Origin of the sequence: Levilactobacillus sp., from assembly GCF_022646225.1 — a bacterium.
Taxonomy (GTDB): domain Bacteria; phylum Bacillota; class Bacilli; order Lactobacillales; family Lactobacillaceae; genus Levilactobacillus; species Levilactobacillus suantsaiihabitans.
Map to the genome: position 1 here is coordinate 51,419 of NZ_JALCJA010000002.1, position 21,804 is coordinate 73,222.

Annotated in this window: 19 protein-coding genes; 12 read left to right on the forward strand and 7 right to left on the reverse strand. The window is 52.1% G+C overall.

Annotation, left to right across the window (positions count from 1 at the left end):
• Positions 1-563 precede the first annotated feature (563 nt).
• From LKH74_RS03060 to LKH74_RS03075, 4 genes are all read left to right on the forward strand, one after another.
• Positions 564-1,184 carry a LysM peptidoglycan-binding domain-containing protein gene (locus LKH74_RS03060; RefSeq protein WP_135367196.1) on the forward strand — a complete coding sequence of 207 codons (621 nt, stop codon included), beginning with the start codon at positions 564-566 and terminating at the stop codon, positions 1,182-1,184.
• Between the two features lie 1,076 nt (positions 1,185-2,260).
• Complete coding sequence (locus LKH74_RS03065; protein WP_287788074.1) at positions 2,261-2,905, forward strand: LysM peptidoglycan-binding domain-containing protein; 645 nt, start codon at positions 2,261-2,263, stop codon at positions 2,903-2,905.
• 224 nt (positions 2,906-3,129) lie between these two features.
• Positions 3,130-3,477 (forward strand): aggregation promoting factor surface protein, encoded by a 348-nt coding sequence (locus tag LKH74_RS03070; RefSeq protein WP_135367194.1) that lies wholly within the window; start codon positions 3,130-3,132, stop codon positions 3,475-3,477.
• Positions 3,478-3,660: 183 nt separating this feature from the next.
• Positions 3,661-4,848, forward strand: a complete 1,188-nt coding sequence (locus LKH74_RS03075; RefSeq protein WP_287788076.1) for an acetate/propionate family kinase — start codon at positions 3,661-3,663, stop codon at positions 4,846-4,848.
• Positions 4,849-5,034: 186 nt separating this feature from the next.
• On the opposite strand, the gene LKH74_RS03080 is transcribed toward LKH74_RS03075, so the two are convergent.
• Complete coding sequence (locus tag LKH74_RS03080; RefSeq protein ID WP_287788078.1) at positions 5,035-5,832, reverse strand: alpha/beta fold hydrolase; 798 nt, start codon at positions 5,830-5,832, stop codon at positions 5,035-5,037.
• Positions 5,833-6,066: 234 nt separating this feature from the next.
• On the opposite strand from LKH74_RS03080, the gene LKH74_RS03085 reads away from it, so the two are divergent.
• Positions 6,067-6,546: a hypothetical protein gene (locus LKH74_RS03085; RefSeq protein WP_287788080.1), complete on the forward strand. Its 480-nt coding sequence runs from the start codon at positions 6,067-6,069 to the stop codon at positions 6,544-6,546.
• 381 nt (positions 6,547-6,927) lie between these two features.
• Here the strand turns inward: LKH74_RS03085 and LKH74_RS03090 are convergent, their stop codons facing one another.
• A complete protein-coding gene (locus LKH74_RS03090) occupies positions 6,928-8,550 on the reverse strand; it encodes an ABC transporter permease (protein ID WP_287788082.1) in 1,623 nt (540 codons plus the stop codon).
• A 5-nt stretch (positions 8,551-8,555) separates the two neighbouring features.
• On the reverse strand, positions 8,556-9,449 hold the full coding sequence (locus LKH74_RS03095) for an ABC transporter ATP-binding protein (protein ID WP_287788085.1): 894 nt from the start codon (positions 9,447-9,449) through the stop codon (positions 8,556-8,558).
• 177 nt (positions 9,450-9,626) lie between these two features.
• Here LKH74_RS03095 and LKH74_RS03100 point away from each other — a divergent pair, with 177 nt between their 5' ends.
• From LKH74_RS03100 to LKH74_RS03110, 3 genes are all read left to right on the forward strand, one after another.
• Entirely contained in the window at positions 9,627-10,262 is a 636-nt protein-coding gene (locus LKH74_RS03100; protein ID WP_287788087.1) for a TetR/AcrR family transcriptional regulator, read from the forward strand.
• Positions 10,259-10,918, forward strand: coding sequence for an HD domain-containing protein (locus LKH74_RS03105; RefSeq protein ID WP_287788089.1), 660 nt, complete (start codon positions 10,259-10,261; stop codon positions 10,916-10,918). Before LKH74_RS03100 ends, LKH74_RS03105 begins: the two co-directional genes overlap by 4 nt.
• Before the next feature lie 192 nt (positions 10,919-11,110).
• Positions 11,111-12,514, forward strand: coding sequence for an MFS transporter (locus LKH74_RS03110; protein WP_135367187.1), 1,404 nt, complete (start codon positions 11,111-11,113; stop codon positions 12,512-12,514).
• A gap of 111 nt (positions 12,515-12,625) precedes the next feature.
• On the opposite strand, the gene LKH74_RS03115 is transcribed toward LKH74_RS03110, so the two are convergent.
• Positions 12,626-13,429, reverse strand: a complete 804-nt coding sequence (locus tag LKH74_RS03115) for a hypothetical protein (protein ID WP_135367223.1) — start codon at positions 13,427-13,429, stop codon at positions 12,626-12,628.
• A 4-nt stretch (positions 13,430-13,433) separates the two neighbouring features.
• Positions 13,434-13,937: a Cys-tRNA(Pro) deacylase gene (gene ybaK / locus LKH74_RS03120; RefSeq protein ID WP_135367184.1), complete on the reverse strand. Its 504-nt coding sequence runs from the start codon at positions 13,935-13,937 to the stop codon at positions 13,434-13,436.
• A 186-nt stretch (positions 13,938-14,123) separates the two neighbouring features.
• On the opposite strand from ybaK, the gene LKH74_RS03125 reads away from it, so the two are divergent.
• Positions 14,124-14,849 carry a GntR family transcriptional regulator gene (locus LKH74_RS03125; protein WP_135367183.1) on the forward strand — a complete coding sequence of 242 codons (726 nt, stop codon included), beginning with the start codon at positions 14,124-14,126 and terminating at the stop codon, positions 14,847-14,849.
• Between the two features lie 463 nt (positions 14,850-15,312).
• On the forward strand, positions 15,313-17,691 hold the full coding sequence (locus LKH74_RS03130; protein WP_287788093.1) for a phosphoketolase family protein: 2,379 nt from the start codon (positions 15,313-15,315) through the stop codon (positions 17,689-17,691).
• A 701-nt stretch (positions 17,692-18,392) separates the two neighbouring features.
• Here the strand turns inward: LKH74_RS03130 and LKH74_RS03135 are convergent.
• Positions 18,393-19,772, reverse strand: a complete 1,380-nt coding sequence (locus LKH74_RS03135) for an MDR family MFS transporter (RefSeq protein ID WP_287788096.1) — start codon at positions 19,770-19,772, stop codon at positions 18,393-18,395.
• Positions 19,773-19,867: 95 nt separating this feature from the next.
• Here LKH74_RS03135 and LKH74_RS03140 point away from each other — a divergent pair, with 95 nt between their 5' ends.
• A complete protein-coding gene (locus tag LKH74_RS03140) occupies positions 19,868-20,458 on the forward strand; it encodes a TetR/AcrR family transcriptional regulator (RefSeq protein ID WP_135367180.1) in 591 nt (196 codons plus the stop codon).
• Positions 20,459-20,525: 67 nt separating this feature from the next.
• Here the strand turns inward: LKH74_RS03140 and greA are convergent, their stop codons facing one another.
• Positions 20,526-21,017: a transcription elongation factor GreA gene (gene greA / locus LKH74_RS03145; RefSeq protein WP_135367179.1), complete on the reverse strand. Its 492-nt coding sequence runs from the start codon at positions 21,015-21,017 to the stop codon at positions 20,526-20,528.
• A 71-nt stretch (positions 21,018-21,088) separates the two neighbouring features.
• Between greA and LKH74_RS03150 the strand changes: the two genes are divergently transcribed.
• The gene (locus LKH74_RS03150) at positions 21,089-21,517 is read left to right on the forward strand and encodes a hypothetical protein (RefSeq protein ID WP_287788100.1); all 429 of its coding nucleotides are present in this window, start codon (positions 21,089-21,091) and stop codon (positions 21,515-21,517) included.
• Positions 21,518-21,804: the final 287 nt, after the last annotated feature.

A 21,804-nucleotide genomic window follows, 5' to 3' on the forward strand; every position in this document is an offset into this window, starting at 1 on the left:
AAAGTCGTTGTCGGGGGTCCAATCGTTTCACCTGCGCTGGGGAATGTGCCAACCCGAAGGCAAAGGGACGCCAGAATCGCTGTGCTGGTGCCGTAGAACGGCGATTTGGGGGACGATTAGCAGTAAGTTTCTACTATAGTATAACGAGATTTATCAGTGAATCGTGGTGGGGGTTGCGCATTTGGGGGGTTAGTGATTGCGTGGTGGGAGCAAAAGTTAGGCCGAATTTAGTCGGATTTCGATCGATTTCACTTAACTATTAACGACTACAATCATAAAAATCGGCCTCGCAACCCCCATTTTTCATCAAATTTTCATGAAAATCGGGAAATTTTTAGGGATATTCAGTGCAAAAGACACGGAAAAACCAGGGTCGTTTGCGCCAAAATGGGTAAAAATGAGGGCAAAAAAGCGGTTTATGTGACAACACCATTACAAATATTACGGATTGTCACACTGTAATATTTTTCTTAACGCTGGCGTAACGTAACCCCAATCTAACTGACACAACCATCAGTTATTCTAATAGCCGTTAAGCAAACAAAGGAGGACATTCATTTATCATGAATATCAAAAAAGCTTTAGTTAATACTTTGGGTACGGTTGCCGTTGTCGGTGCCGGCCTGTTCGCCACCAACGTCACGGCCAACGCCGACACTAATGTTACGGTCAAGCAGGGGGATTCTGTTTGGTCATTAGCTAACCAATACGGTTCATCCGTTAGTGCCATCGAAAGTGCCAACAGCTTGAGCAACAGCAACTTGATCTACGTGGGTCAAACGCTGAACGTGCCAAGCAGCACGAAGACGGCCACGACTAGCAGCTCTAACGTTGCCAGCCAAAACTACACGACTAACAACCAAGCTAGCCAATCCACGACTAGTCAAGCAACGACTAACCAAGCAACGACGACCAACAACACCCAAGCAAGCAGCACGACTGCTTCTACTGGTGTGTCTGGTTCCGAAGCCAGCGCTAAGGCTTGGATCGCCAACAAGGAATCTGGCGGTTCATACTCAGCTACTAACGGCCAATACATTGGAAAGTACCAACTGAGTTCTTCTTACCTGAACGGTGACTACTCAGCTGCTAACCAAGAAAAGGTTGCGAACTCATACGTCGCTTCCCGTTACGGCTCATGGTCAGCTGCCCAAGCTTTCTGGCAAGCTAACGGTTGGTACTAAACTAACCGCGGCTTAGATAAGCTAACTAATTTACGTTTAAAATCAAGTAACGCCTTCGGATGCAGGTCCGGGGGCGTTTTTTGTCGGAAATTAAGTAGGGATAATCCTGGATGTGTGGCTTCGACCCATGTTGGGAAAGACATTAAAGTGTGTTCATCCATGGCTGATCCTTTCTTTTAGTAAATACGGGATTATCTACTGAAGGTTGCAAGTAAAATTAACGCGCTGATTGCTGTAACGACGGTGTTCCGATGTCCAAAATTGGCGAACCCAGACGCCTGCGTCAGCCAGGGTTCCGCCTGCTCTGGGGAACACCTCCAGCCTGAGAAGCGGTCTTCCGGTTCGCTTTGAAGCCTTACAAAACCCGTAAGTCTTCAAAGTCGCCCCGCGCTGTAGGCTGAGACAAAACCTCAGCCAACACCGCCGACACAGCTGGCTCCACCCTGGCTGCCTCCGGCAAGGTTGACGTCTATCAGCAACATTGTGTTAATTAAAGACTAGTCGTCAATGGCAGCTATTATCTGGGGTTAAGATGACTGTTGCTGGCAAGCACTACCTTAGCCGAGAGTTCGCCAAATATGGGTTCAGCCGTGGGAGTTGCCTTAGCGGCGCGGTTCATGCCGCTTAGACAACTGGCGTCTTTGAGACGTGAACTTCGGCTCAAAGCGACGCGTCGAGACCGTTCTTTGGCTCGACCCGTCCGCCCCAGCGTTCCAACCCATATTTGGCGAACGGTAGGCGGCCAGTTCGGATTGTGAGGCTGTAGCCGACTATTTTTGACGTCATAAGGTGTGTGGCTAGAAAAAAGCCCCCACCACAAAGTGTTGTTCAACGACGACTGCTGTCCAAAAACGTTGCAATGGCGTGGTTGCCGTCACACTGATGCAACGTAAGAACCGGAAACCCGGTTAATGTTGCAACTGGATTAACCACATTACGGTTTGTCATTTAAGCCGGTTTTTCTTAACGTGGGTGTAACTCAGGAACAATGGCGGTGTAACCTCCACGGGTTATGATAGGTCTCGTTAAGTAATTGATAGACAGATTCACTAATCAAAAGGAGGACATTCATTTATATGAATATCAAAAAAGCTTTTATCACCACTTTAGGAACTGCAGCCATCTTAGGTGCCGGCATCTTCGCTGGGACCACTTCCGCTAACGCCGACGTCCGGGTAACGGTGAAGTCGGGAGACACGGTTGCCAAAATTGCTAACCAATACAACTCCAGCATTTCTGCTATCGAAAAAGCCAACAACTTAAAGAACGTTAACTTGATTTATGTGGGTGAATCCTTAGAGATTCCTAACGCCACGAGTGCTTCAACGACGTCAACGACTAGCGCTACCACGACACCTAGCCAATCCACGACGACTACGAACAACACTAACACTTACAATGCAGCCAACACGACCAGCAACTACAGTCAACAGTCCAGCAACACCGCTTCCACTGGTACGACTAGTAGCGCGTCTACGGCCACGTCAACCAGCACGTCAGACTCATCTTCAGCCAAGGCTTGGATCGCCAACAAGGAATCTGGTGGCTCTTACACCGCTTCTAACGGGAATTACTACGGTAAGTACCAGTTGAGCAAATCCTACTTGAACGGGGACTACTCTGCCGCTAACCAAGAAAAGGTAGCCGATGCTTACGTTAGCTCCCGTTACGGTTCTTGGGCCGCAGCCAAGGCCTTCTGGCAAGCAAACGGCTGGTACTAAACCGGTTTTCGGTCAATTAACCAATTAAATCAAAAAGAAACGACGGTTCAGTGTCAAAAACTGACCGTCGTTTTTCGTGTCTACAGCGGGCTTCAACGACATATTGTTACACCAACCCGGTGAATATGGGGTACCTCGTTACAGGTTTGTAACATTCGGACAATCTGGCTGTAACTTAAGAACGTTATGATATTCTTAACAAATTCATTAGGAGGGGCATTCATTTGAAACTTAAGACTGTTTTCATGTTAATCGTTATGGTGGTTTCTTTAGCCCTTCCTAGTGTCGCCGACGTGGTGACCCCGACCACGGCTGAAGCCAGCGTGACTTATACCTGCACCTTGTCCAAGAAGGAAAAGCGGGCCAAGGCCTGGATCGCCGTTAAGGAATCCGGTGGCAACTATCGCGCCCGCAACGGTCGGTACTATGGCAAGTACCAACTGACCATTTCCATGCTGAAGGGCGATTACAGTAAAGCCAATCAAGAAAAGACGGCGGATCGTTACGCCCATAACCGTTACGGCTCATGGGTCAAGGCCAAGCGTCATTGGTTAAGCTACGGGTGGTTCTAGTCAGATAAATTGCATGTTAACGGGTCACGGCTGCGGTCGTGGCTTTTTTGATTGCACGCCTAAAACGTGGTACTGGAAGCCTGGTCTAAAAATTCTCACAGAAAGCCAATCTTTTCTTGAAAGCGGTTACAAAATCATTTAAACTGGGAAGTAACCGAGAAAATGATTGGGAGGATCAGGACGATGGCAAAGACATTAGCAATTAACGCAGGGAGCTCAACTTTGAAGTGGAAGTTATTTTCCATGCCCGAAGAGACGGTAATCGCCTCGGGGATGGTCGACCGGTTGAATTTACCGGGGTCCATTTTCAAGGTCAAGTTGCCTGATGGCAAGAAGATCAAGGAAACGCAGGATAACATCACCAATAAGTTGGCGGCAGCCATGGTACTGACGCGCCTGAAATCTTACGGTATCGTCAAGCACTTGAGTGAGATCACCGGGGTCGGTCACCGGGTCGTGGCTGGCGGGGAAGTCTTCAAGGACTCCGCGCTCATCACGCCGATCGTGTTAAAGCAGATCAAGGAACTCAAGGACTATGCGCCGTTGCACAACCCCGTGCAGGCTTACTACATCGAAGTCTTCCAACAACTTTTACCGGAAGCCAAGCAGGTAGCGGTCTTTGACACGTCGCTGTACACGGAAATGCCCGCAGTGAACTACATGTACAGCATTCCGTATGAATATTATGATAAATTTGGTGCCCGGAAATACGGCGCGCACGGTACGAGTCACCGCTACGTGGCCCACCGGACCGCTGAAATCTTAGGCAAGCCGTTGTCTGATCTGAAGCTGATCACCTTGCACCTGGGCTCCGGCTCTTCCATCACGGCCTTTGACCACGGGCACGCGCTGGACACCTCGATGGGCTTCACGCCACTGGCAGGGGTCATGATGGGGACGCGCTCCGGTGACATTGACGTGTCACTGGTGGCCTTCTTGGCAGAAAAGCTCCACAAGACCATGCCGGAAATGATCGACATTTTGAATCACAAGTCCGGCTTGCTGGGGATTTCCGAGCTGTCACCCGACCAACGGGACTTGGAAAAGACCCAAGACGAACGGCCAAAGTCCAAGTTGGCCTTGCAGATGTTCGTGGACCGCGTTGTCAGTTACGTCGGTAGCTATATCGCCGAATTGGGTGGCGTGGACGCCATCGTCTTTACGGCGGGTTCCGGTGAAAACGGTGTGGAAATGCGCCAAGCCGTGGCCGACAAGCTGAATTACTTCGGCATTGCCATCGACCCAGCCAAGAACGACTTCCGCGGCGAAGAACACATCGTCAGCCCGGATGGCAGTAAGATTCAAGTGCTGGTCGTCCCGACAAATGAAGAATTAATGATCGTGCGTGATGTGGCACGGTTAACCAAATAAGTAAAGTGAGAGCCTGGGCGGACGTTGCCTGGGTTCTTTTTTTATGCCCGAATTTTAACTAGCCGAAACGTGCACCAGCAGGCAACTGGTTCCGCTTAACACTGCTAGACAAATAATCCAGAATCGGGATTATCCGCCTAGCACCGTTAATGCTCGCCAGTTAACCGCCTGCTGGCCCACTCTTTTTTAAGCAAACGTTGTCAGAAAGTGCCGGAAGTACGCGGCCATCATGGCGTATTGGTCGATGGGCAAGTTGTGGCCGGCGTCGGCGAAGAGTCCCAGGGTGCCGTTTACTTGCCGCGCCATGAAGGCCAGGTGATCGGTGTAGCCGATGGTGACGTCGTGGCGGCCAGACAACAAGGTGATTGGTTGGGTGAAGCGGGTGGTCTTGAGGTCCGGTTCAAAGGTCAAGCGGTAGTGTTGGCCATGGTCGCGGTGGAGTTGGTGTAAGGCATCAAGGTCGGTGCGACGGATGCCAGGGATGACCTGCGTTTGAAAGGCCTGCCAGGTCTGCGGCGTTTGGACGACCGTGACCTTTTGGTAGTTGGCAAAGTAATCCGCGTTGGCCGTGACGTCGATGGGCGTGGTCGTAATGACGCGGTGTTTGGCCACGTGGCGTTCGCCCTTGATCCCGGTGAGGGTCGGGCAGACCAAAAAGAGCCGCGCAACGCGTTCAGGTTGTTGAAAGGCCAGGCCTAACGCTAAATAGCCGCCGTAGGAATAGCCGACCATCGTGTAGGGTTGCGTCCCTAAGACCGCGTGGATGGTCTCTTGAATCGCCGCCAAGATGTGGTTGCTGTCCGTTTGCTCGGGGGGCAAGGCCGGCGTGGCGCCCATGCCCGGCAAGTCCAAATACAGGCGGGTGTGCGGTTGGTCGTCCAAAAGCGGCTCGAACCATTGCATCATGGCGTCGTGGTCGATGGCGGCGCCGTGAAGAAAGACGATCGGACTGCCGTGGCCGCGTAATACGTAGTGTAGTTGCATGGAGATTCCTCCTTAAAGTCAATAGTTACCCTTAATTATAGCCTAGTATCACCGTGTTAAACGGACCTTAAGTGGGGGCTTAATCCTTTCTTGCACACTATGTCAGTTTGGTAAAGACCGTGACAATTTGTCATGAACGCCGACATTCTTTAATCGAGTGGTAACGTGGGCCTAATAGCGTTGAGATATCTGGGGGGTAAGCTAAGGGTACATTCATAAGGGAGGAACCATTCGATGATTAAAAAAATTATGCTAACGGCGTTCAGCGCCGCCGCGGTCCTGGCCGCCGGTATCGGTTTTTCCAACGTTTCTGCTAGTGCGAGCGTGACGCAGACACCAGCACCAGGTTATCAAACACACGTGCAACAGGTGTCAGCGGGCTCTCAGGTGGCGTTACGGACGACGAATCCGACCGTGGCCACGACGAGTAACGTGACCAGCAATGCTAGCGGCGCCACCATCAGTGTGGCCCAGTTTGAACAACAAGGGGTCGTCTACCTCAACGGCAATAAATGGACGTATTATTCTGGAAGTTTGACCGCCGATGGGACCCACATCAGCGCCAACGGGTTGGATCCGAACGGCTATCGGGTCGTTGCGGCACCGGCCAACGTGCCATTTGGGACCAAAATCATGACGCCACTGGGCATGGGAGTCGTGCATGATCGCGGGGCGGCCATCACCGGCAACCACTACGATGTGGTCATCCAATAAGCATAAGATAAACGTAACCGCACCTCTTCGGTCGAGCCGAGGGGTGCGGTTTTGTTTACGTCTAAATGGCTGGGGGAGCCAACGTATCTATAGCATACCTAATGTTTAGCCGAATTGCGAGTAATATCTAATTAATTTAGTTGGTCGCTTAGGGGTTAACTAGTTGAACTAAAAATGGTGGTGTGCGGACAGCTTTTTGATAAGTAAATTGATTGAAAAATATAGATAATATTATAGATAGTTAACACTTGATGCTTAGCTGAAAATCAGGTAAGCTAGGAGAACGTTGAGAAGTAATTGCTGATAGCAGAGCTGGGGGATTCCACCAAAAAACGAGACCAGCCCAATGGACCAATCTCGTTCGTGTAGCAAATTTAAGACTCAACTCATCTGTAAATCACGCCGCCGGTATCCCAGCCAACCAATCACGACTAGGACAACGGCTAAGCCGACCATCCAACTGAAGGTGGTCCAATCCAACGCATGTAGCGGAACCCGGGGCATCCAGCCGGTAGGGGTCACGTTTTTGACCCAATCGGGCAGTTTTAAGAGACTCCCCATGTAAACGGTGATGAAACCTAGGGCCAGGTAGAGCCAGCTGATGGTCTTGAGACGGGGCCAGTAGCCCACTAACAGGACGCTGAGACCCAAGAAGACCCAGATTTCAGGCAATTGGGCCGCCACCCCGTGCCAGAACTCGGTGGCACTGATACCGTCTTTGACGTGCGTCAGGCTGGCGTCACCCATCACCACGATGCCGCCCAAGCCGCCGATAAAGGCCAGCGTGCTGGTCGCAAAGGCGGTGCCCACGTAACTGAAGAGCACGTGGGTCCGACTGATAGGCCGAGCGTAGAGCGCTTCGAGCCAGCCGCGAGTCTCGTCGCTGTGGAGCTTTAAGATCAGTTGCATGCCGGGGATGATGGCGACCGCGGCCATGACGATGGCCAGCAGTGAGGTGAAGCTCAAGAGAATCTTGTGGTTGGCCTCGTGAACCATGGCGGCCCCGAAGACCTGTTGCATCGTGGGATTGGTCTTCAAGATGTCGCCAATCGTGTTGAAGACAGTCCCGTAAGCCACGCCGAAGATGATGACTGCGATGATCCAGGCGATGATCACGTTACGTTGCCGTCGCCAAACCAAAGTGGCTGGTCCCCGCAAGCAGGCCGAGGCCTGGGCACGACCAGGCCGTGTCGTGATGGCACCGGCGCCAATATCCCGGTGGTTATTGGCCCAAAAGGCCAGGCCCAACAAGATGATGGCTAGTACTAAACTCAACCCAATGGGTAACCACCGTGGTGAGTTGTAGGGGGCGAGTTTTTCCACCCATCCCAGTGGCGACCACCACGTCAGACGGGGATGCTGTACATCGGTGATCATCCGGGCCAAATAACTGAGTCCAAAGAGCGTGTAGGCGATACCCGTTGCGCTGGAGGCGTGGTCGGCCACCTGAGCGGTCAAGAGTCCCAGCATCCCAAATAACAAGCCGGTAGCAGCCAAACCGAGTCCAATCAGCCAATTGCCTTGCGTCGTGGCACCCGGCATGTTAGCGGCACTAAGACCGACGCTGTAAAGGACCCCCAAGCACAGGTTGACCAACAAGAGTTCGATAGCCGCCGCTGACAGCGGAGCCAAGGTGCCGACCGCGTGGGCGCGAACCAGTTCGGTGATGCCCAGGTCTTCTTCGGCCCGGGTCGCGTGGACACTCAAAGCCAGGTTCATAACGACTTGAATCAACGCCATGAACAAGAGCATCTCGTTGGCAAAAATTTCGGCCGTGGTGACTTGACCCTTGAAGGAAAAGGCCCCAAACATGGCGACAATGCCCGGACTGGCCAGTGTCCCTTTAATAGCATTGATCTCACTCGGTGTGCCGTAGATCCCCTCAAATTTCCAGGCGACACTGGCCATGAGGGCGGCGAGAATCACGATCCACATGAGAATTCGGAAGCGGTCGCGGCGAAAGGCCAGCCGGACCAGCTGTCCCGTACGTCCAAAACGTGTCATGGTGATCACTCCTTCCCCGTGTAGTAGTGCATGAAGAGATCTTCCAGCGTTGGTGGTGTGCTTTGTAGGGCCGCCACGTGGTGTTGGGCCAGCGTGGCCATGACCGTGCTTAAGTGTTGGGCCTCAACGGAGAATTGCCATTCGTGTGGCGCGTGGCCGGCCTCGACGCCGTGGACACCAGGCAGGGTGGTGACATCAAAATCATCGCCTAAGGTAACCGTGACCATAGTCCGCGTCAGGTGGCGCATTTCCGCCAAACTGCCGGTTTCGATGATCTGGCCCTCGCGGATAATGCCGATACGGTCACACATGCGCTCGACCTCTGACAGGATGTGACTGGAGAGCAAGACGGCCTTACCCTGTTGCTTCAGAGCCATGACGGCATCCTGGAAGATCCGTTCGTTCAACGGGTCCAAGCCAGAGGTTGGTTCGTCAAAGATGTAAAAATCAGCGTCCTGAGAAAAGGCAGCAATCAACGCGACCTTTTGGCGGTTCCCCTTGGAGTAGGTCCGGGCCTTTTTGGTCGGGTCCAAGCCAAACTTCTTGATCAAGTCGTCGGTCTTGGCCGTGTGCGCGGTGCCGTTCATCTTGAGGAGGAGATCGATGATTTCACCCCCGGTCAGATTCGGCCACAGATATACGTCCCCGGGCACGTAGGCCAGTCGTTGGTGAATGGCCACGCTATCGGTCCAAACATTTTGGCCAAAGATGCTGGCCGTTCCCCCGGTGGCCCGAATGATGCCCAGTAAGACGCGAATCGTGGTCGATTTCCCCGCGCCGTTGGGGCCAATGAAGCCAAAAACCTCGCCAGGCCGGACGTCAAAGGTGATGTCCTTGAGCGCTTGGAAGTGGCCGAATTTCTTTTGTAGATGATTAATTTGCAGTACAGGATTCGTCATACGCAATCCCCTCCTTACAGTTTTAAAATCGATTACATCGTAAGCCCTCGGTTGGGTAAAGTCAACGAAAAAGTGAACTATTTTTTAAAAATAGTTCACTAAAATTCCAACCGGCGACTGTTTGCGGTATGATAAAATAAAAGTGCATGTCCAATCTGCGAGGAGGGAAACGGGCCAATGGCAACTAATCAGGAACGTAAAAAACAACAGCGTCAGGGAATCTTGGACGCCGCCATCAAGCTGTTCAGCACCCAAGGCTTTAAGCCAACGCATGTCAAGACGGTGGCCCAAGCGGCGGACGTGTCCCAGGTGACGTTATATAAATACTTTGATAGTAAGCTAGAGCTGGGCCACCAGGTGGTCATCGAGATGATCAATCAGGGCTATGCCAGTTTCCAAAAGCTGATCGATGATGACCAGCTGCCGTTTCCCGAGATCGTAAAGGCCATGATGGCCAACAAGGTCAAGCTCAGCGACCAGATCCATCCGGATTTCTATCAATTCGTCATTGACGAGATGAACGGCAAAAACGGTAGCGACGTGGTGAAGCAAGCCTACGTGGCGGGAGAAGAAAAATTCTGGAACGCCGTGGTGGCGCGGGGCCGCGCGGCGGGCATGATCAATCCCAATGTTTCGGATGAGGCATTACTGTTATACTTGGAAATGTACGTGTCGTACTTCACGACGGCTAACATCGCGCCGGAGAAGTACCAGCGACTCATCGATCAGTTAATGCATTTATTTTTCTACGGGTTCGCGGGCGTGCCGGCAACCAGCGACCATCCGCAACCCACCAAGGAGGAAAAATCGTGACAGAAACCACAGTTTTAGCAGCAGTACGCCAGTTCTCTCAAGATAAAATGGGGGATGACGAAACGGGCCACGGGTTCGATCACATTCAGCGTGTCGTGGGCTTGGCCGACCGCATCAGCCAGTCTTATCCGGCGGCCGATCATTTAGAGACGTTGACGGCCGCCTACTTGCACGACGTCATCGACGAAAAATTGGTGACGGACACCGCCGCGGCCAGCGCCGAGGTGAAGCAGTTCCTGGTCGACCAAGGCTTTACGACCGGCCAAATCACCGCCATCTTTTTGATCATGGACAACATGTCGTACCACAAAACGTTGGATGGCACCGCTAAACCACTGCCGTTGGAGGGCCAGATCGTTCAAGACGCCGACCGTCTCGATGCCATCGGCGCCATCGGGATTGCCCGGGCAATTTATTTTGGTGGGCATTTTGGCGAAAAGATCTACGACCCAGCCGTGCAACCCCGGACGGCCATGACACACGCCGAATACCGGAATTTGAATCACGAAACCATCATCAATCATTTCTACGAAAAACTCTTAACCTTAAAGGATTTGATGAACACGGCAGCCGCTAAACAAATTGCGGAACACCGCCAACAGGTGATGTTAGATTATCTGGCCGAATACAAGGCCGAATGGAACGCGGAGGCTTAGGCCGACCGCGTTTTTTAGCGCCAACTGGGACACCGCCTGGCGCTAACTGAAACGTGGGCCACGGAGCAGTCGCTGCCGTTTAAATCGGCTAGCCCTAAAATTGGAATCGCTTTAATCGAAATTGGCTGGTGCATTTCCCGCTGAAAATGCGTATCATGGATAGTAATGTTAATTTAGAGAGAAGCGAATAAGATGCAAACGACTGTCCAACCCGAGAAGGTCCCACGGGGCAATTTGATCGCCATTTTTGCGATTGCCCTGATGGCTTTCTTGGGAATTCTAGTGGAGACGTCCATGAACGTGGCGTTTCCCACCTTGATGACGCAGATGCACGTGTCACTGAACACGGTGCAGTGGATTACGACGGGGTACCTGTTGACGGTGGCCCTGTTGATGATCACGTCAGCCTTTTTGAAGCAACGGTTTACGAATCGCCAGTTATTTGTAGCGGCCGCGAGCGCCTTTATTTTGGGTGATTTAATCTGTGCGCTCGCAACTAACTTTCCCATTCTGTTGATTGGCCGCCTGATCCAGGCCGGTTGTGCCGGGTTGGCGATTCCGTTGATGTTTAACATCGTGGTCGAAAGTGTGCCGCGGTCTCGCCTGGGCTTTTACATGGGGATGGCCGGGTTGATCTTGATGATTGCGCCGGCCAGTGGCCCGACCTTTGGCGGTGTCATGGTTTACCTAGCGGATTGGCGGATGATTTTTTGGTCCACCTTGCCGATTGAAGTACTGATTCTCTTGCTGGGCTTCGGGGCCATCAAGCAATTTTCGCCGGTCCAGCGGGTCAAGTTCAACTGGGGACAATTTCTCCTGTTGGCGGTGGCCTTCATTAGCTTCACGTTGGGCTTAAACAGCGTGTCCACGGCCGGGGCGTTGAGCTGGCAATTCTTAGGCGGCCTGATTTTGGCCATTGTGGCGGTTGTTGGATACATCTGGCTGGCTAAACACAGTGACCAACAACTATTGAAGCTGGAAATCTTTAAGAATCCCGTTTTCACCTACAGCTTTTTTGCCTACTTCATCCTGCAGTTCTGTAATATCGGCATCAACTTTGCCTTGCCCAATTACGCGCAAATCGTAGTCGGTGCCACGTCGCTGTTCGGAGGCCTAATGCTGTTGCCGGGGAGTCTGATTACCGCGGTGCTTCAGCCATGGTTCGGGCACCTGTTGGATGAACACGGCGCGCGGTTGCCCATCTTGTTGGGGAGCAGTTTATTTCTGTTTTCGGCACTGATTTTTACCATCTTCGGGCAGCACCTCAGTATCGTGTTGATTTCGGTGATGTACATTATCTTCAGTATTGGGCGGTCGATGGCTTTCAGTAACACGCTGACTAACGGCCTCAAGGAAGTCGATATGAGTCAACGGGCCGACGCCAATGCCATCTACAACACGGGTCAGCAGTTTGCCGGGTCCGTGGGGACGACGATTCTGGCCGCCTTAATGTCATCGGTCAAGGTCAGTGGCATGTCCTACGCCCACGAAACGGCGCTGGGGAGCCAGTTAGCGTTCGGTTTGATTTTTGTACTGAGTATTTTGAACTTTGGATTTTACTTTATTGTATTTCGTTATCAAAAAACTGATAAGTAAGATTGTGGCGAGGGCGGTTGGTCCTCGTTTTTTTGCGTAGCGAAAAAGCGCCCGAGAAAAATTCTCAGACGCTTGAATGAATAGCTGAAATTTGTGCCAACGGGCTTAACCCTAATGCTCCTTAATCTGCAAAGCCAATCGCACCACCAAGTTTGTCAGCAACGAGATCACCAATGCGTACCCCAACACAACTGCCAATAAAATGATGGCGGCCGTGAGAAAACGCAGGAAGCCACTGGCCACGTTGAAGAGGGTCAGGACTACCGTCAGGGTGACCACAATGGTGATGAAGCCGATCAGGCCGATGCGTGAATTGGCGAAGTCGGCCGCGCTCAGGTCAAAGCCACCGATGCTGAGATTGAGCGACAGCAAAATCATGATGGGCCAGCGCACCCAAGGATGGGGATCGCCGCCCAGTGCGCCGAAAAAGCCGGCCCAGTCCAGGGCAAAGGGATTGGCGATCAGCGTCAGCATGCCTTGAAACCAACTGGGAATCAACACGGCCGTCAAGCCCAGTAACACCGCTGCACACCCGAAGATGGGAGCCACGCCGATGAATAGGTTGCCCGTCGTTTGGTACCAATTGCGCTGGTTCCAGGTGTGATTGACGTACCCTAGTGACAGGTCCGGCTGGCCGTCGCGCCCGCGTTGCTGGGGATGGGGCCGTTTTAACAAGCGCACCTGCTCGATGCGGTGTCCGAACAGCAATGCCGCCAGCAAGTGACTGAGCTCGTGGCAAAAAATGCCGATGAAGCCCAAATACAACTCGCTGTTAACGCCAAAGCCGTTGGCCAAGAACCGTTTGGTATCGCGATTCAGGTAGGTCAGCAGAGCGACGAACACGAACGGGATCACGAGCAGGTCCAACCCCACGATGCCCAGGTTTTTAAAAATCAGGCTCAGGTCGGTGTTCATCCGGTTACTCCAGCAGGTCGGTGAAGGTGCCGTGGACCAGCGTTGCCAGGTCCGTGGCGTTGACTTCTACCGACCGGCCAATCTGACCAGAGGAGACGAGAATCTCGCCTTGTTCCTGCGCCGTGTTGTCGAAATAAATCGGGAAGTGGTTCTTTTCCCAAATGCCGACGGGCGTATTGGCGCCGTGTTCGTAGCCGGTCGTCTTGACCAGGTCCTTTAACGGCACCATGTCCACCTTTTTATTGCCCGACACCTTGGCCAGTTTCTTTTCGTCCAGGTGTTCGTCAATCGGCAAAACGCCGACGACCGGCCCCGTAGTCGGCCCACTGAGCACCAACGTCTTGTAGATGTGGTGTTCATCCACGCTGGCGTGGTCGACTTCCAACTGCGCGACATCACCCTTGGTGTGGGTGGCAAACTCGAACTGTTTGTAGGCGATTTTGTTTTTATCTAAAATCTGTTCCACCAATGTTTTGTGCAGGCGTTTGCCTTTTTTCTTCTTGGACATAAGCGTCACCTTTCAAAAAAAATAATAAATTGGACCGCACTTTAAAATCAACTGGTCCGGTTGTTTTCCGATAAAAGAAGACACCGCCAGTAAAACCTGTTATACTCTAACACAGAGAAGTGATGTTGGGTAGCATCAACACTCAACACGTGACGGCGTTTATTTGCAGAGTTATGAGGAGATATCATGGCAGATTTAGTCTATCGACAAGTAATGCGGGACTTAAAAAAGCGAATCCATCAAAATGAATTTCCCAACAAGCGGCTACCAGACGAGCGGAGCCTCAGCGAAACTTACGGTGTTAGCCGTAGCTCGGTGAAACGAGCCCTCAGCATTTTAGCCAATCAGGGATTGATTTTTAAGAAGCGCGGTTCCGGGACATTCATTAACCCATTATATATGAAAAACCAGACAATTTTTCAATATGAGGGCTCAAATTTAGGAATTACTGACAGTATGAAGTCCGCGGGCAACACCCCCGGCATTCGGTTGTTGAACTTTAACGTGGTTCCAGCCAGCAAGGAGATTCAGCAAGATTTGTTCTTGGATGAAGGCGATTTCGTTTACGAGATCAAGCGGCTGCGGTTGTTTGACGACAAACCGTTTATGATTGAGACCGGCTATATCCCGATTAAAATCGCGCCGAACCTGTCTCAAGCGACGGTTTCGGATTCCATTTTCAATTATCTGGAAAGCCAAGACAAGGTTGTGACCAAGTCGTTCATGTCGATTCAGGCCCAACCGTCGACGGCCGAGGATCAGGAATTGTTGCACTTGAAGCCCGTCGAACCGGTGGGCATCATGGAAGGCATCTTCTTCCTGGATGACGGGACCCCATTTGAAGTATCCAACATGCGGTTGCACTACCAATATTTGAACTATAACACCTTTGTCTCCTTAGATGAAGAGTAGTTCGTAGTGGCACCGACCACCTGGTGGCAGATTAGAGTTTGGGAAATTTTTCCTGGACTCTTTTTTTGCACGTAAAATTTTCGGGCCATAGTTGGCGAACGGTAAGACGGGCCAGTGCATCCAGTGGTAAGTTCGGTCGTTGACATGGCCAAGCGTCTTGGCTGGCGCTACTGACGGTGAACCTGCTACAGTGGGCATAGCCCCGCGTCGTCTTTCGCGGCGGCGTGGTCAAAATCGCCGGCAGCGCAACTGGTGACCGGGGGAGGGAGGTGTGTCTAACAAGTTGGTTCGCTAACTGCTAAAATTGATACGGTCCAATTGTCAAAAAGGTTGACTTTTATTTAAAACAGACTATGATAGGACTTGTAAAAAGCATCCCGGTCAACACAACGGGGTAAATTTTACTAAGTTATCTAGCAGTTAGGTAATGTCGTTACGAATTCAAAGAAGGAGTGTTATTTACATGGCAAATGCAGACTTCGACTCCAAGGCATACTTGGAAGGCGTTGACAAGTATTGGCGTGCAGCAAACTACTTGTCAGTTGGTCAATTATTTTTGCGTGACAACCCATTATTGAAGCGTGACTTAACCTCTGACGATGTAAAGATTAAGCCAATTGGTCACTGGGGAACCATTGTTTCTCAAAACTTTATTTACGCTCACTTAAACCGGGCAATCTTAAAGTATAATCTGAACATGTTTTATATTGAAGGCTCCGGTCACGGTGGCCAAGTCATGGTTTCTAACTCGTATCTAGATGGTAGCTACAGTGAAATTTATCCAAACATTTCGCAAGACGAAGCTGGGTTGAAGCGCTTATTCAAGCAATTCTCCTTCCCAGGTGGTGTGGCTTCTCACGCTGCCCCTGAAACGCCAGGTTCGATCCACGAAGGTGGGGAATTAGGTTACAGCCTGTCTCACGGGACTGGTGCAATCTTAGATAACCCAGACGTCATCGCTGCCGTAGAAATTGGTGACGGGGAATCTGAAACGGGCCCACTGGCAACGTCATGGTTCTCAGACAAGTTCATCAACCCAATCAAGGATGGGGCAGTTTTGCCAATCATCAACATGAACGGGTTCAAGATTTCTAACCCAACGATTCTTTCCCGGATGTCTGACGAAGACTTAACTAAGTACTTCCAAGGCATGGGCTGGGATCCACACTTCGTTGAAACTGATGGTTCCGACCACATGAAGGCCCACGAAGACATGGCTAAGACCATGGACGAAGTCATTCCTGAAATCAAGGCTATTCAAAAGAATGCCCGTGACAACAACGATGACTCCTTGCCTGTATGGCCAATGATCATTGTGCGTTCGCCTAAGGGCTGGACTGGTCCTAAGGAAGACTTAGATGGCAATCCAATCGAAGGTTCCTTCCGTGCCCACCAAGTGCCAATTCCTGTAGCCGCTGGCGATATGGAACACGCCGACATGCTGGTCAACTGGTTGAAGTCTTACAAGCCAGAAGAACTCTTTAACGAAGACGGCTCAATCAAGCAAGAAATCCGTGACATGGCGCCTAAGGGTGATCAACGGATGGCCATGAACCCAATCACCAATGGTGGGATCAAGCCAGAACCATTGAAGCTGCCTGACTACAAGAAGTATGCGGTCGACACCACCGAACACGGCAAGACGATTGCCCAAGACATGTTAGTTTGGTCCAAGTACCTGGCTGACGTGATGAAATTAAATCCAAACAACTTCCGCGGCTTTGGCCCTGATGAAACCAAGTCTAACCGGCTCTACGCCACGTTGGACTACGGCAAGCGTCAATGGATGGAAGACATTCATGAACCAAACGATGAAAACATGGCTCACGAAGGCCGAATCATCGATTCACAATTGTCCGAACACCAAGCTGAAGGCTGGTTGGAAGGTTACGTTTTGACTGGTCGTCACGGCTTCTTCGCCACTTATGAATCATTTGGCCGGGTCGTTGACTCCATGTTGACGCAACACATGAAGTGGTTACGCAAGGCCTCTGAACAAGACTGGCGTCATGACTACCCATCCTTGAACTTCGTGGACACCTCGACTGTCTTCCAGCAAGACCACAACGGGTACACCCACCAAGATCCTGGTATGTTGACGCACTTGGCTGAAAAGAAGCCAGAATTCATCCGTGAATACCTGCCTGCTGATGCCAACACCTTGTTAGCTGTCGGTGACGTGGCCTTCCGGAGTCGCGAGAAGATCAACTTGATCGTGACATCCAAGCACCCACGTCCACAATGGTTCTCCATTGATGAAGCCACTAACCTGGTTCACAATGGGTTGGGCTACATCGACTGGGCTTCAACGGACCAAGGTCAAGATCCAGATATCGTCTTCGCAGCTGCTGGGACGGAACCAACTTGGGAATCCTTAGCCGCAATTTCCTTATTGCATGACGAATTCCCTGAAATGAAGATTCGCTTCATTAACGTGGTTGACCTCTTGAAGTTGCGTTCACCAAAGCTGGACCCTCGTGGCCTTTCCGACGAAGAATTCGATCGGTTATTCACGACGGACAAGCCAGTGATCTTCGCCTTCCACGGCTTCGAAGGTCTGATCAAGGATCTCTTCTTCGACCGTCACAACCACAACGTTCACGTTCATGGTTACCGTGAAAACGGGGACATCACCACGCCATTTGACATGCGGGTTCTTAACCAATTGGATCGCTTCGATCTGGCTAAGGAAGCTGTTAGTGATATTCCAGCTTACGCAGTCAAGGGAGCTTACTTCATTCAACGGATGAACGACATGGTGGCTAAGCACACGGCCTACATTCGTGAAGTTGGGACTGACTTGCCAGAAGTTAACAACTGGCAATGGAAGCCTTTGAAGTAACCTTTAAAATCTAAACACAATTAACGTCTAAAAGGTGTTCAACCGGTCTGAATTGACTGGTTGAACACCTTTTTTGTGGGAAAATTGACGTGGTGTTTTTGATAATTAGAATTGGTGAAACCAGGCGCCTGCGTCAGCCAGGGCTCCGCCTGCTCTGGGGAACACCTTCAGCCTGAGGAGCGGGCTTCCGGTTCGCTTGAAAGCCTGGCAAGACCACCAGTCTCTCAAGTCGTCCCGCGCTGTAACCTGGCAAACAACGCCAGGTAACACCGCCGACACAGCTGGCTCCGCCCTGGCTGCCTCCGGCAAAGTTGATGCCTATCAATAACACTGTGTTAATGATAGACCTGTCGTCAATACAGCGACTATCTGGGGTTAAGACGATAGTTACTAACACGCACTACCGTAGCCGAGAGTTCGCCGAATATAGGTTCAGCCGCTTAACAAGAGTGGGCCAATAGGCGGTTAATTGGCGAGCATTAACGGTGCTAGGCGGATAATCCTGGTTTTGGATTATTTACCTAGCGCCGTTAAGCGGAACCAGTTGCCTGTTGGCGTACGTTTCGGCTCAAAGCGAGGCGTCGAGACCGCCCTTTGGCTCGGCCGCCCCAGCGTTCCAACCTATATTTGGTGAACGAACGGTAGGCGGCCAGTTCCCAGTGTGAGGCTGTAGCCGCCTATTTCGCAGGTTGAAGGTGAGGTTATTTCGCAGACCGGTGGCTCAAAAACCAGGCCGGGATGGCGGTGATGGCGATGAAGCCGACGGACCACAGGAAGGCCGTTTGGTAAGCCGCGGTCTCGCCGACGTGGGGGAGTTCGTGTTGGATGATGGTGGCCAAGACGGCCGTGCCCAGGGCGCCACCGATATTTTGGAGCATGCGCGTTGCCGTGGTGGCCTCCGCTATCAGGGGCTGTGGGACGCCCGTGTAGCTGTCGGCCATGACGGGGATGGTCAGGCCGCCTTGGCCAATCCCGCGGATGAAGAGGGCCAGGAGAATCCACCCAGTATTGGTGTGCGCGGTGAAGAAGACGAACGGCAGTGTTCCCGCGATAGCAATCACGATGGCGCCCAAAACGACCCAACGCGCGCCAATTTGGTCGGTCAACTTGCCGATCTGGCTTCGCGAGACCAGGAGGCCCACACCTTGGGCAATCAAATAGGTACCGGACCAGATAACGCTGAGACCGCGGCTATTTTGCAGGTACAGCGGCAGGAGGAACATCGCACCGTTGACGGCAATGCCGGACAACATCAAGATGACCACGGCGGCGTCAAACGTGGGGGCTTGGAACAGTTTGAGGCTGACCAGTGCCCGTTGTGGCTGACAGGTGGCGTAACCGATGTAGCCCAACAAGAGGACGACGGCAATGCTCAGGGGAACCAGCACGCGGGTCGACGTAATCCCCGCGCCGGTGCTGAAACGAGTGATGCCAATAATAGCGGCCGTGAAGAGACCCGCTAACAGGCCGAGGCTGGGTAGGTCCAGGTGCTTGCCGTGCTTGGGTGCAGGAAAATGGGGCATTTTCCAACTTAAGAGGAGCAGGGAAATCAGGACCAGGGGGATGTTGATCAGAAAGATCCAGTGCCAGTTGCCGGCCTCAATCAGATAGCCGCCGACTGTGGGGCCCAAGATCGGAATCAAGACGGCGGGCATACCGACAATGGCCATCAATTTGCCCAGGCCTTGACTCCCAGCCACTTGGACGATTAATGTGGTAATGAGGGGTACCACGATACCAGCGGCGGCCCCTTGAATGACCCGGCCAACCACTAGGAGTGGCAGGGTCGTGGCCCAGCTGGAAACGACGGATCCTAACAGAAAAACGACGAGAGCGCTCAGGTACAGCGTCTTGCCGTCAAACCAGTTGGTGGCCCAACCGGCAACGGGTACGGCAATTCCCAGGGCTAAGACGTAACTGGTTGTGACCCACTGAACGGCGTTGACGGAAACGCGAAGGGACTGCATAATGGTGTCTAAGGCCACGTTGGTCATGGTCGTGTCTAACAGTGGTGCAATGGCACCGATGACCAGAAACAGGGCAATTTGAATGAGTTTTTTCGTAGATGGTTGTGAAGACATAAACGTCACCTGGCTTTCAAATTAGATACGGCCGTATCTTATATTTGAAGATGGTACACCTCAGTACTTAAAAACGCAAGGAAGGCGGTGGAATTATGGCGAAAAAAAAACGCCGGCGGGGCGCGGAATTGGTGGATGCCATTTTAAAGGCGGCTTGGGAGCAACTCCAGGCCAAGGGCTACCAAAACGTGACAGTTGAAGGGATTGCGGCCGCCGCGGCGACCACCAAGACTGTGCTGTATCGGCGGTGGCCAGACAAGGCCCACCTGATTATTGCGGCGTTAAGTAAGTTTGGCAATTTACCGGATTATCAGGTCCCCGACACCGGGAGTTTGCGGGGCGACCTGTTGCATTTATTTGGACAGATGGCCAGCTTGCTGGACCGCTTGCAAGAAGAAACGTTGCGGGGCTTACTGGCCGACCGCCTGCAACACCTGGAGTTTGGCGAGATTTTTAGCCACCTGTCGTCGGGCGAACAACTTAAGGGGTTGATCCAACCGCTACTGGACCGGGCGGCCGCTCGTGGGGAAATCACCCACGCCGATTGGCCCGACCGGGTTGTGACCTTGCCCGGTATCTTGTTATTGAACGAAATCTTGGGACGGCAGACGTTGACCTTAGACGCCCAGACGGAAATGGTCGATGAGATCCTTATGCCGATTTTTATGGCGGATCGGTCGCGGTAGAGTGGCCAGTGCAGTAAAAAAGAGCTTGAGCGCAGTGGCTCAAACTCTTCGGTAAACTGCGATGAGGTTACGACTGGTCGGGTTGCTGGAGACTGACCGCGATGATTTGGACGTCGTAGCTGGCATTGGGCGCGTGAATCGTGACCGTGTCGCCGGGGTGGTGGCCCAACAAGGCCTTGCCCAGCGGTGAGACCCGGGTGATTTTGCCCGCGTCGAGGTCGGCCTCTTGGGTACCCACCAGCTGATAACTGTCTTGGTCGGCGTCGTCCATGAATTGGACCGTGACCCATTTGCCCAGCTCGACCGTGTCATTAGCGGCTGGGTTGACCACCTTGGCGTATTGGAGTTGCTTGTTATAAAAACGCAGTTGGCTTTCCAGATGGCGCAAGTCGCGCTTGGCCGCCGAATACTCGGCGTTTTCCGAAAGGTCACCGTGGGCCCGCGCTTCAGCTAAAATTGCAATTTTCTCCGGCCGGTCGGCTTCCAGTGCCGCAATCTTAGCTTGTAGCGCCTGGTAGCCCGCCGCCGTGATGGGGTTAAAATCCCGTGAATTTGCCATTGAATCACCTCAACCTGTTCTGATACGTCCCATTCTAACGAAGGTTGCGGGAAAAGAAAAGGAGTTTTCCAATGAAATTATCACTTACCTATTGGGTGAAACAAACTGGCATTGGCCTGGTTTTTACCCTGATTTTTATGCTGTTGGGGCACTTTAATTATGCCCAGGGGCGCTTGATGCCAGGGATCACGATTGCCGACTGGTATTTCTTGGTGTGTCTGTTGTGCTTTGCGCTGGCCAAATGGGTCATTCTCGAGGATAACCGCGACGTGAAGGCCCCCACGATTCGGCGTCGAAAGCGGCGGGGCCACCGCAAAGCCGCGGACCAAACGGCGTCTGCTTACGAGAAAATGGCCAAGCCGGCCCGGGAACCGCGGCTGCAAGCGGCGCCCAAGACCACGCTCAAATGGTACTGGCGCGTGCTCTTGGATGTTGTTTTAGCCTTCACGAGCCCACTGATTTTGGGTGGATTTTTAACTTATTTGCTACGACACAATTAAATTGTGCTGTTCAACTCCGCTTTATCGTGCATTAAATGACGTTTTTGCTTGTTCCCGGTCTTAGCGGGGGTTCCATGGTAAAGTGGTAACAGTTGGAAGGGGTCAGTTTTACGGCAACTGATTTTGCCAGTCAATCGGTTAAAGTATACGTGAATCGTGACACAAACCGTGACTGGGTAAACCCAATGATTATCTAATCAGAATAGTCGGCTTGACAGTGTTTAGTGAAAGTTATGGCTTAGGTTTGTTAGGTAATGGTGTTACCAATGTGCTAAAGAGTAAGTTGT

Bases quoted from the DNA above. Each gene is read 5' to 3' on its own strand.
- LKH74_RS03065 (WP_287788074.1), top strand. From the start codon at position 2,261: ATGAATATCAAAAAAGCTTTTATCACCACTTTAGGAACTGCAGCCATC.
- LKH74_RS03085 (WP_287788080.1), top strand. From the start codon at position 6,067: ATGATTAAAAAAATTATGCTAACGGCGTTCAGCGCCGCCGCGGTCCTG.
- LKH74_RS03060 (WP_135367196.1), top strand. From the start codon at position 564: ATGAATATCAAAAAAGCTTTAGTTAATACTTTGGGTACGGTTGCCGTT.
- LKH74_RS03150 (WP_287788100.1), top strand. From the start codon at position 21,089: ATGAAATTATCACTTACCTATTGGGTGAAACAAACTGGCATTGGCCTG.
- LKH74_RS03115 (WP_135367223.1), bottom strand. From the start codon at position 13,429: ATGAACACCGACCTGAGCCTGATTTTTAAAAACCTGGGCATCGTGGGG.
- LKH74_RS03135 (WP_287788096.1), bottom strand. From the start codon at position 19,772: ATGTCTTCACAACCATCTACGAAAAAACTCATTCAAATTGCCCTGTTT.
- LKH74_RS03090 (WP_287788082.1), bottom strand. From the start codon at position 8,550: ATGACACGTTTTGGACGTACGGGACAGCTGGTCCGGCTGGCCTTTCGC.
- LKH74_RS03075 (WP_287788076.1), top strand. From the start codon at position 3,661: ATGGCAAAGACATTAGCAATTAACGCAGGGAGCTCAACTTTGAAGTGG.
- LKH74_RS03100 (WP_287788087.1), top strand. From the start codon at position 9,627: ATGGCAACTAATCAGGAACGTAAAAAACAACAGCGTCAGGGAATCTTG.
- LKH74_RS03080 (WP_287788078.1), bottom strand. From the start codon at position 5,832: ATGCAACTACACTACGTATTACGCGGCCACGGCAGTCCGATCGTCTTT.
- LKH74_RS03095 (WP_287788085.1), bottom strand. From the start codon at position 9,449: ATGACGAATCCTGTACTGCAAATTAATCATCTACAAAAGAAATTCGGC.
- greA (WP_135367179.1), bottom strand. From the start codon at position 21,017: ATGGCAAATTCACGGGATTTTAACCCCATCACGGCGGCGGGCTACCAG.
- LKH74_RS03110 (WP_135367187.1), top strand. From the start codon at position 11,111: ATGCAAACGACTGTCCAACCCGAGAAGGTCCCACGGGGCAATTTGATC.
- LKH74_RS03125 (WP_135367183.1), top strand. From the start codon at position 14,124: ATGGCAGATTTAGTCTATCGACAAGTAATGCGGGACTTAAAAAAGCGA.
- LKH74_RS03130 (WP_287788093.1), top strand. From the start codon at position 15,313: ATGGCAAATGCAGACTTCGACTCCAAGGCATACTTGGAAGGCGTTGAC.
- LKH74_RS03140 (WP_135367180.1), top strand. From the start codon at position 19,868: ATGGCGAAAAAAAAACGCCGGCGGGGCGCGGAATTGGTGGATGCCATT.
- ybaK (WP_135367184.1), bottom strand. From the start codon at position 13,937: ATGTCCAAGAAGAAAAAAGGCAAACGCCTGCACAAAACATTGGTGGAA.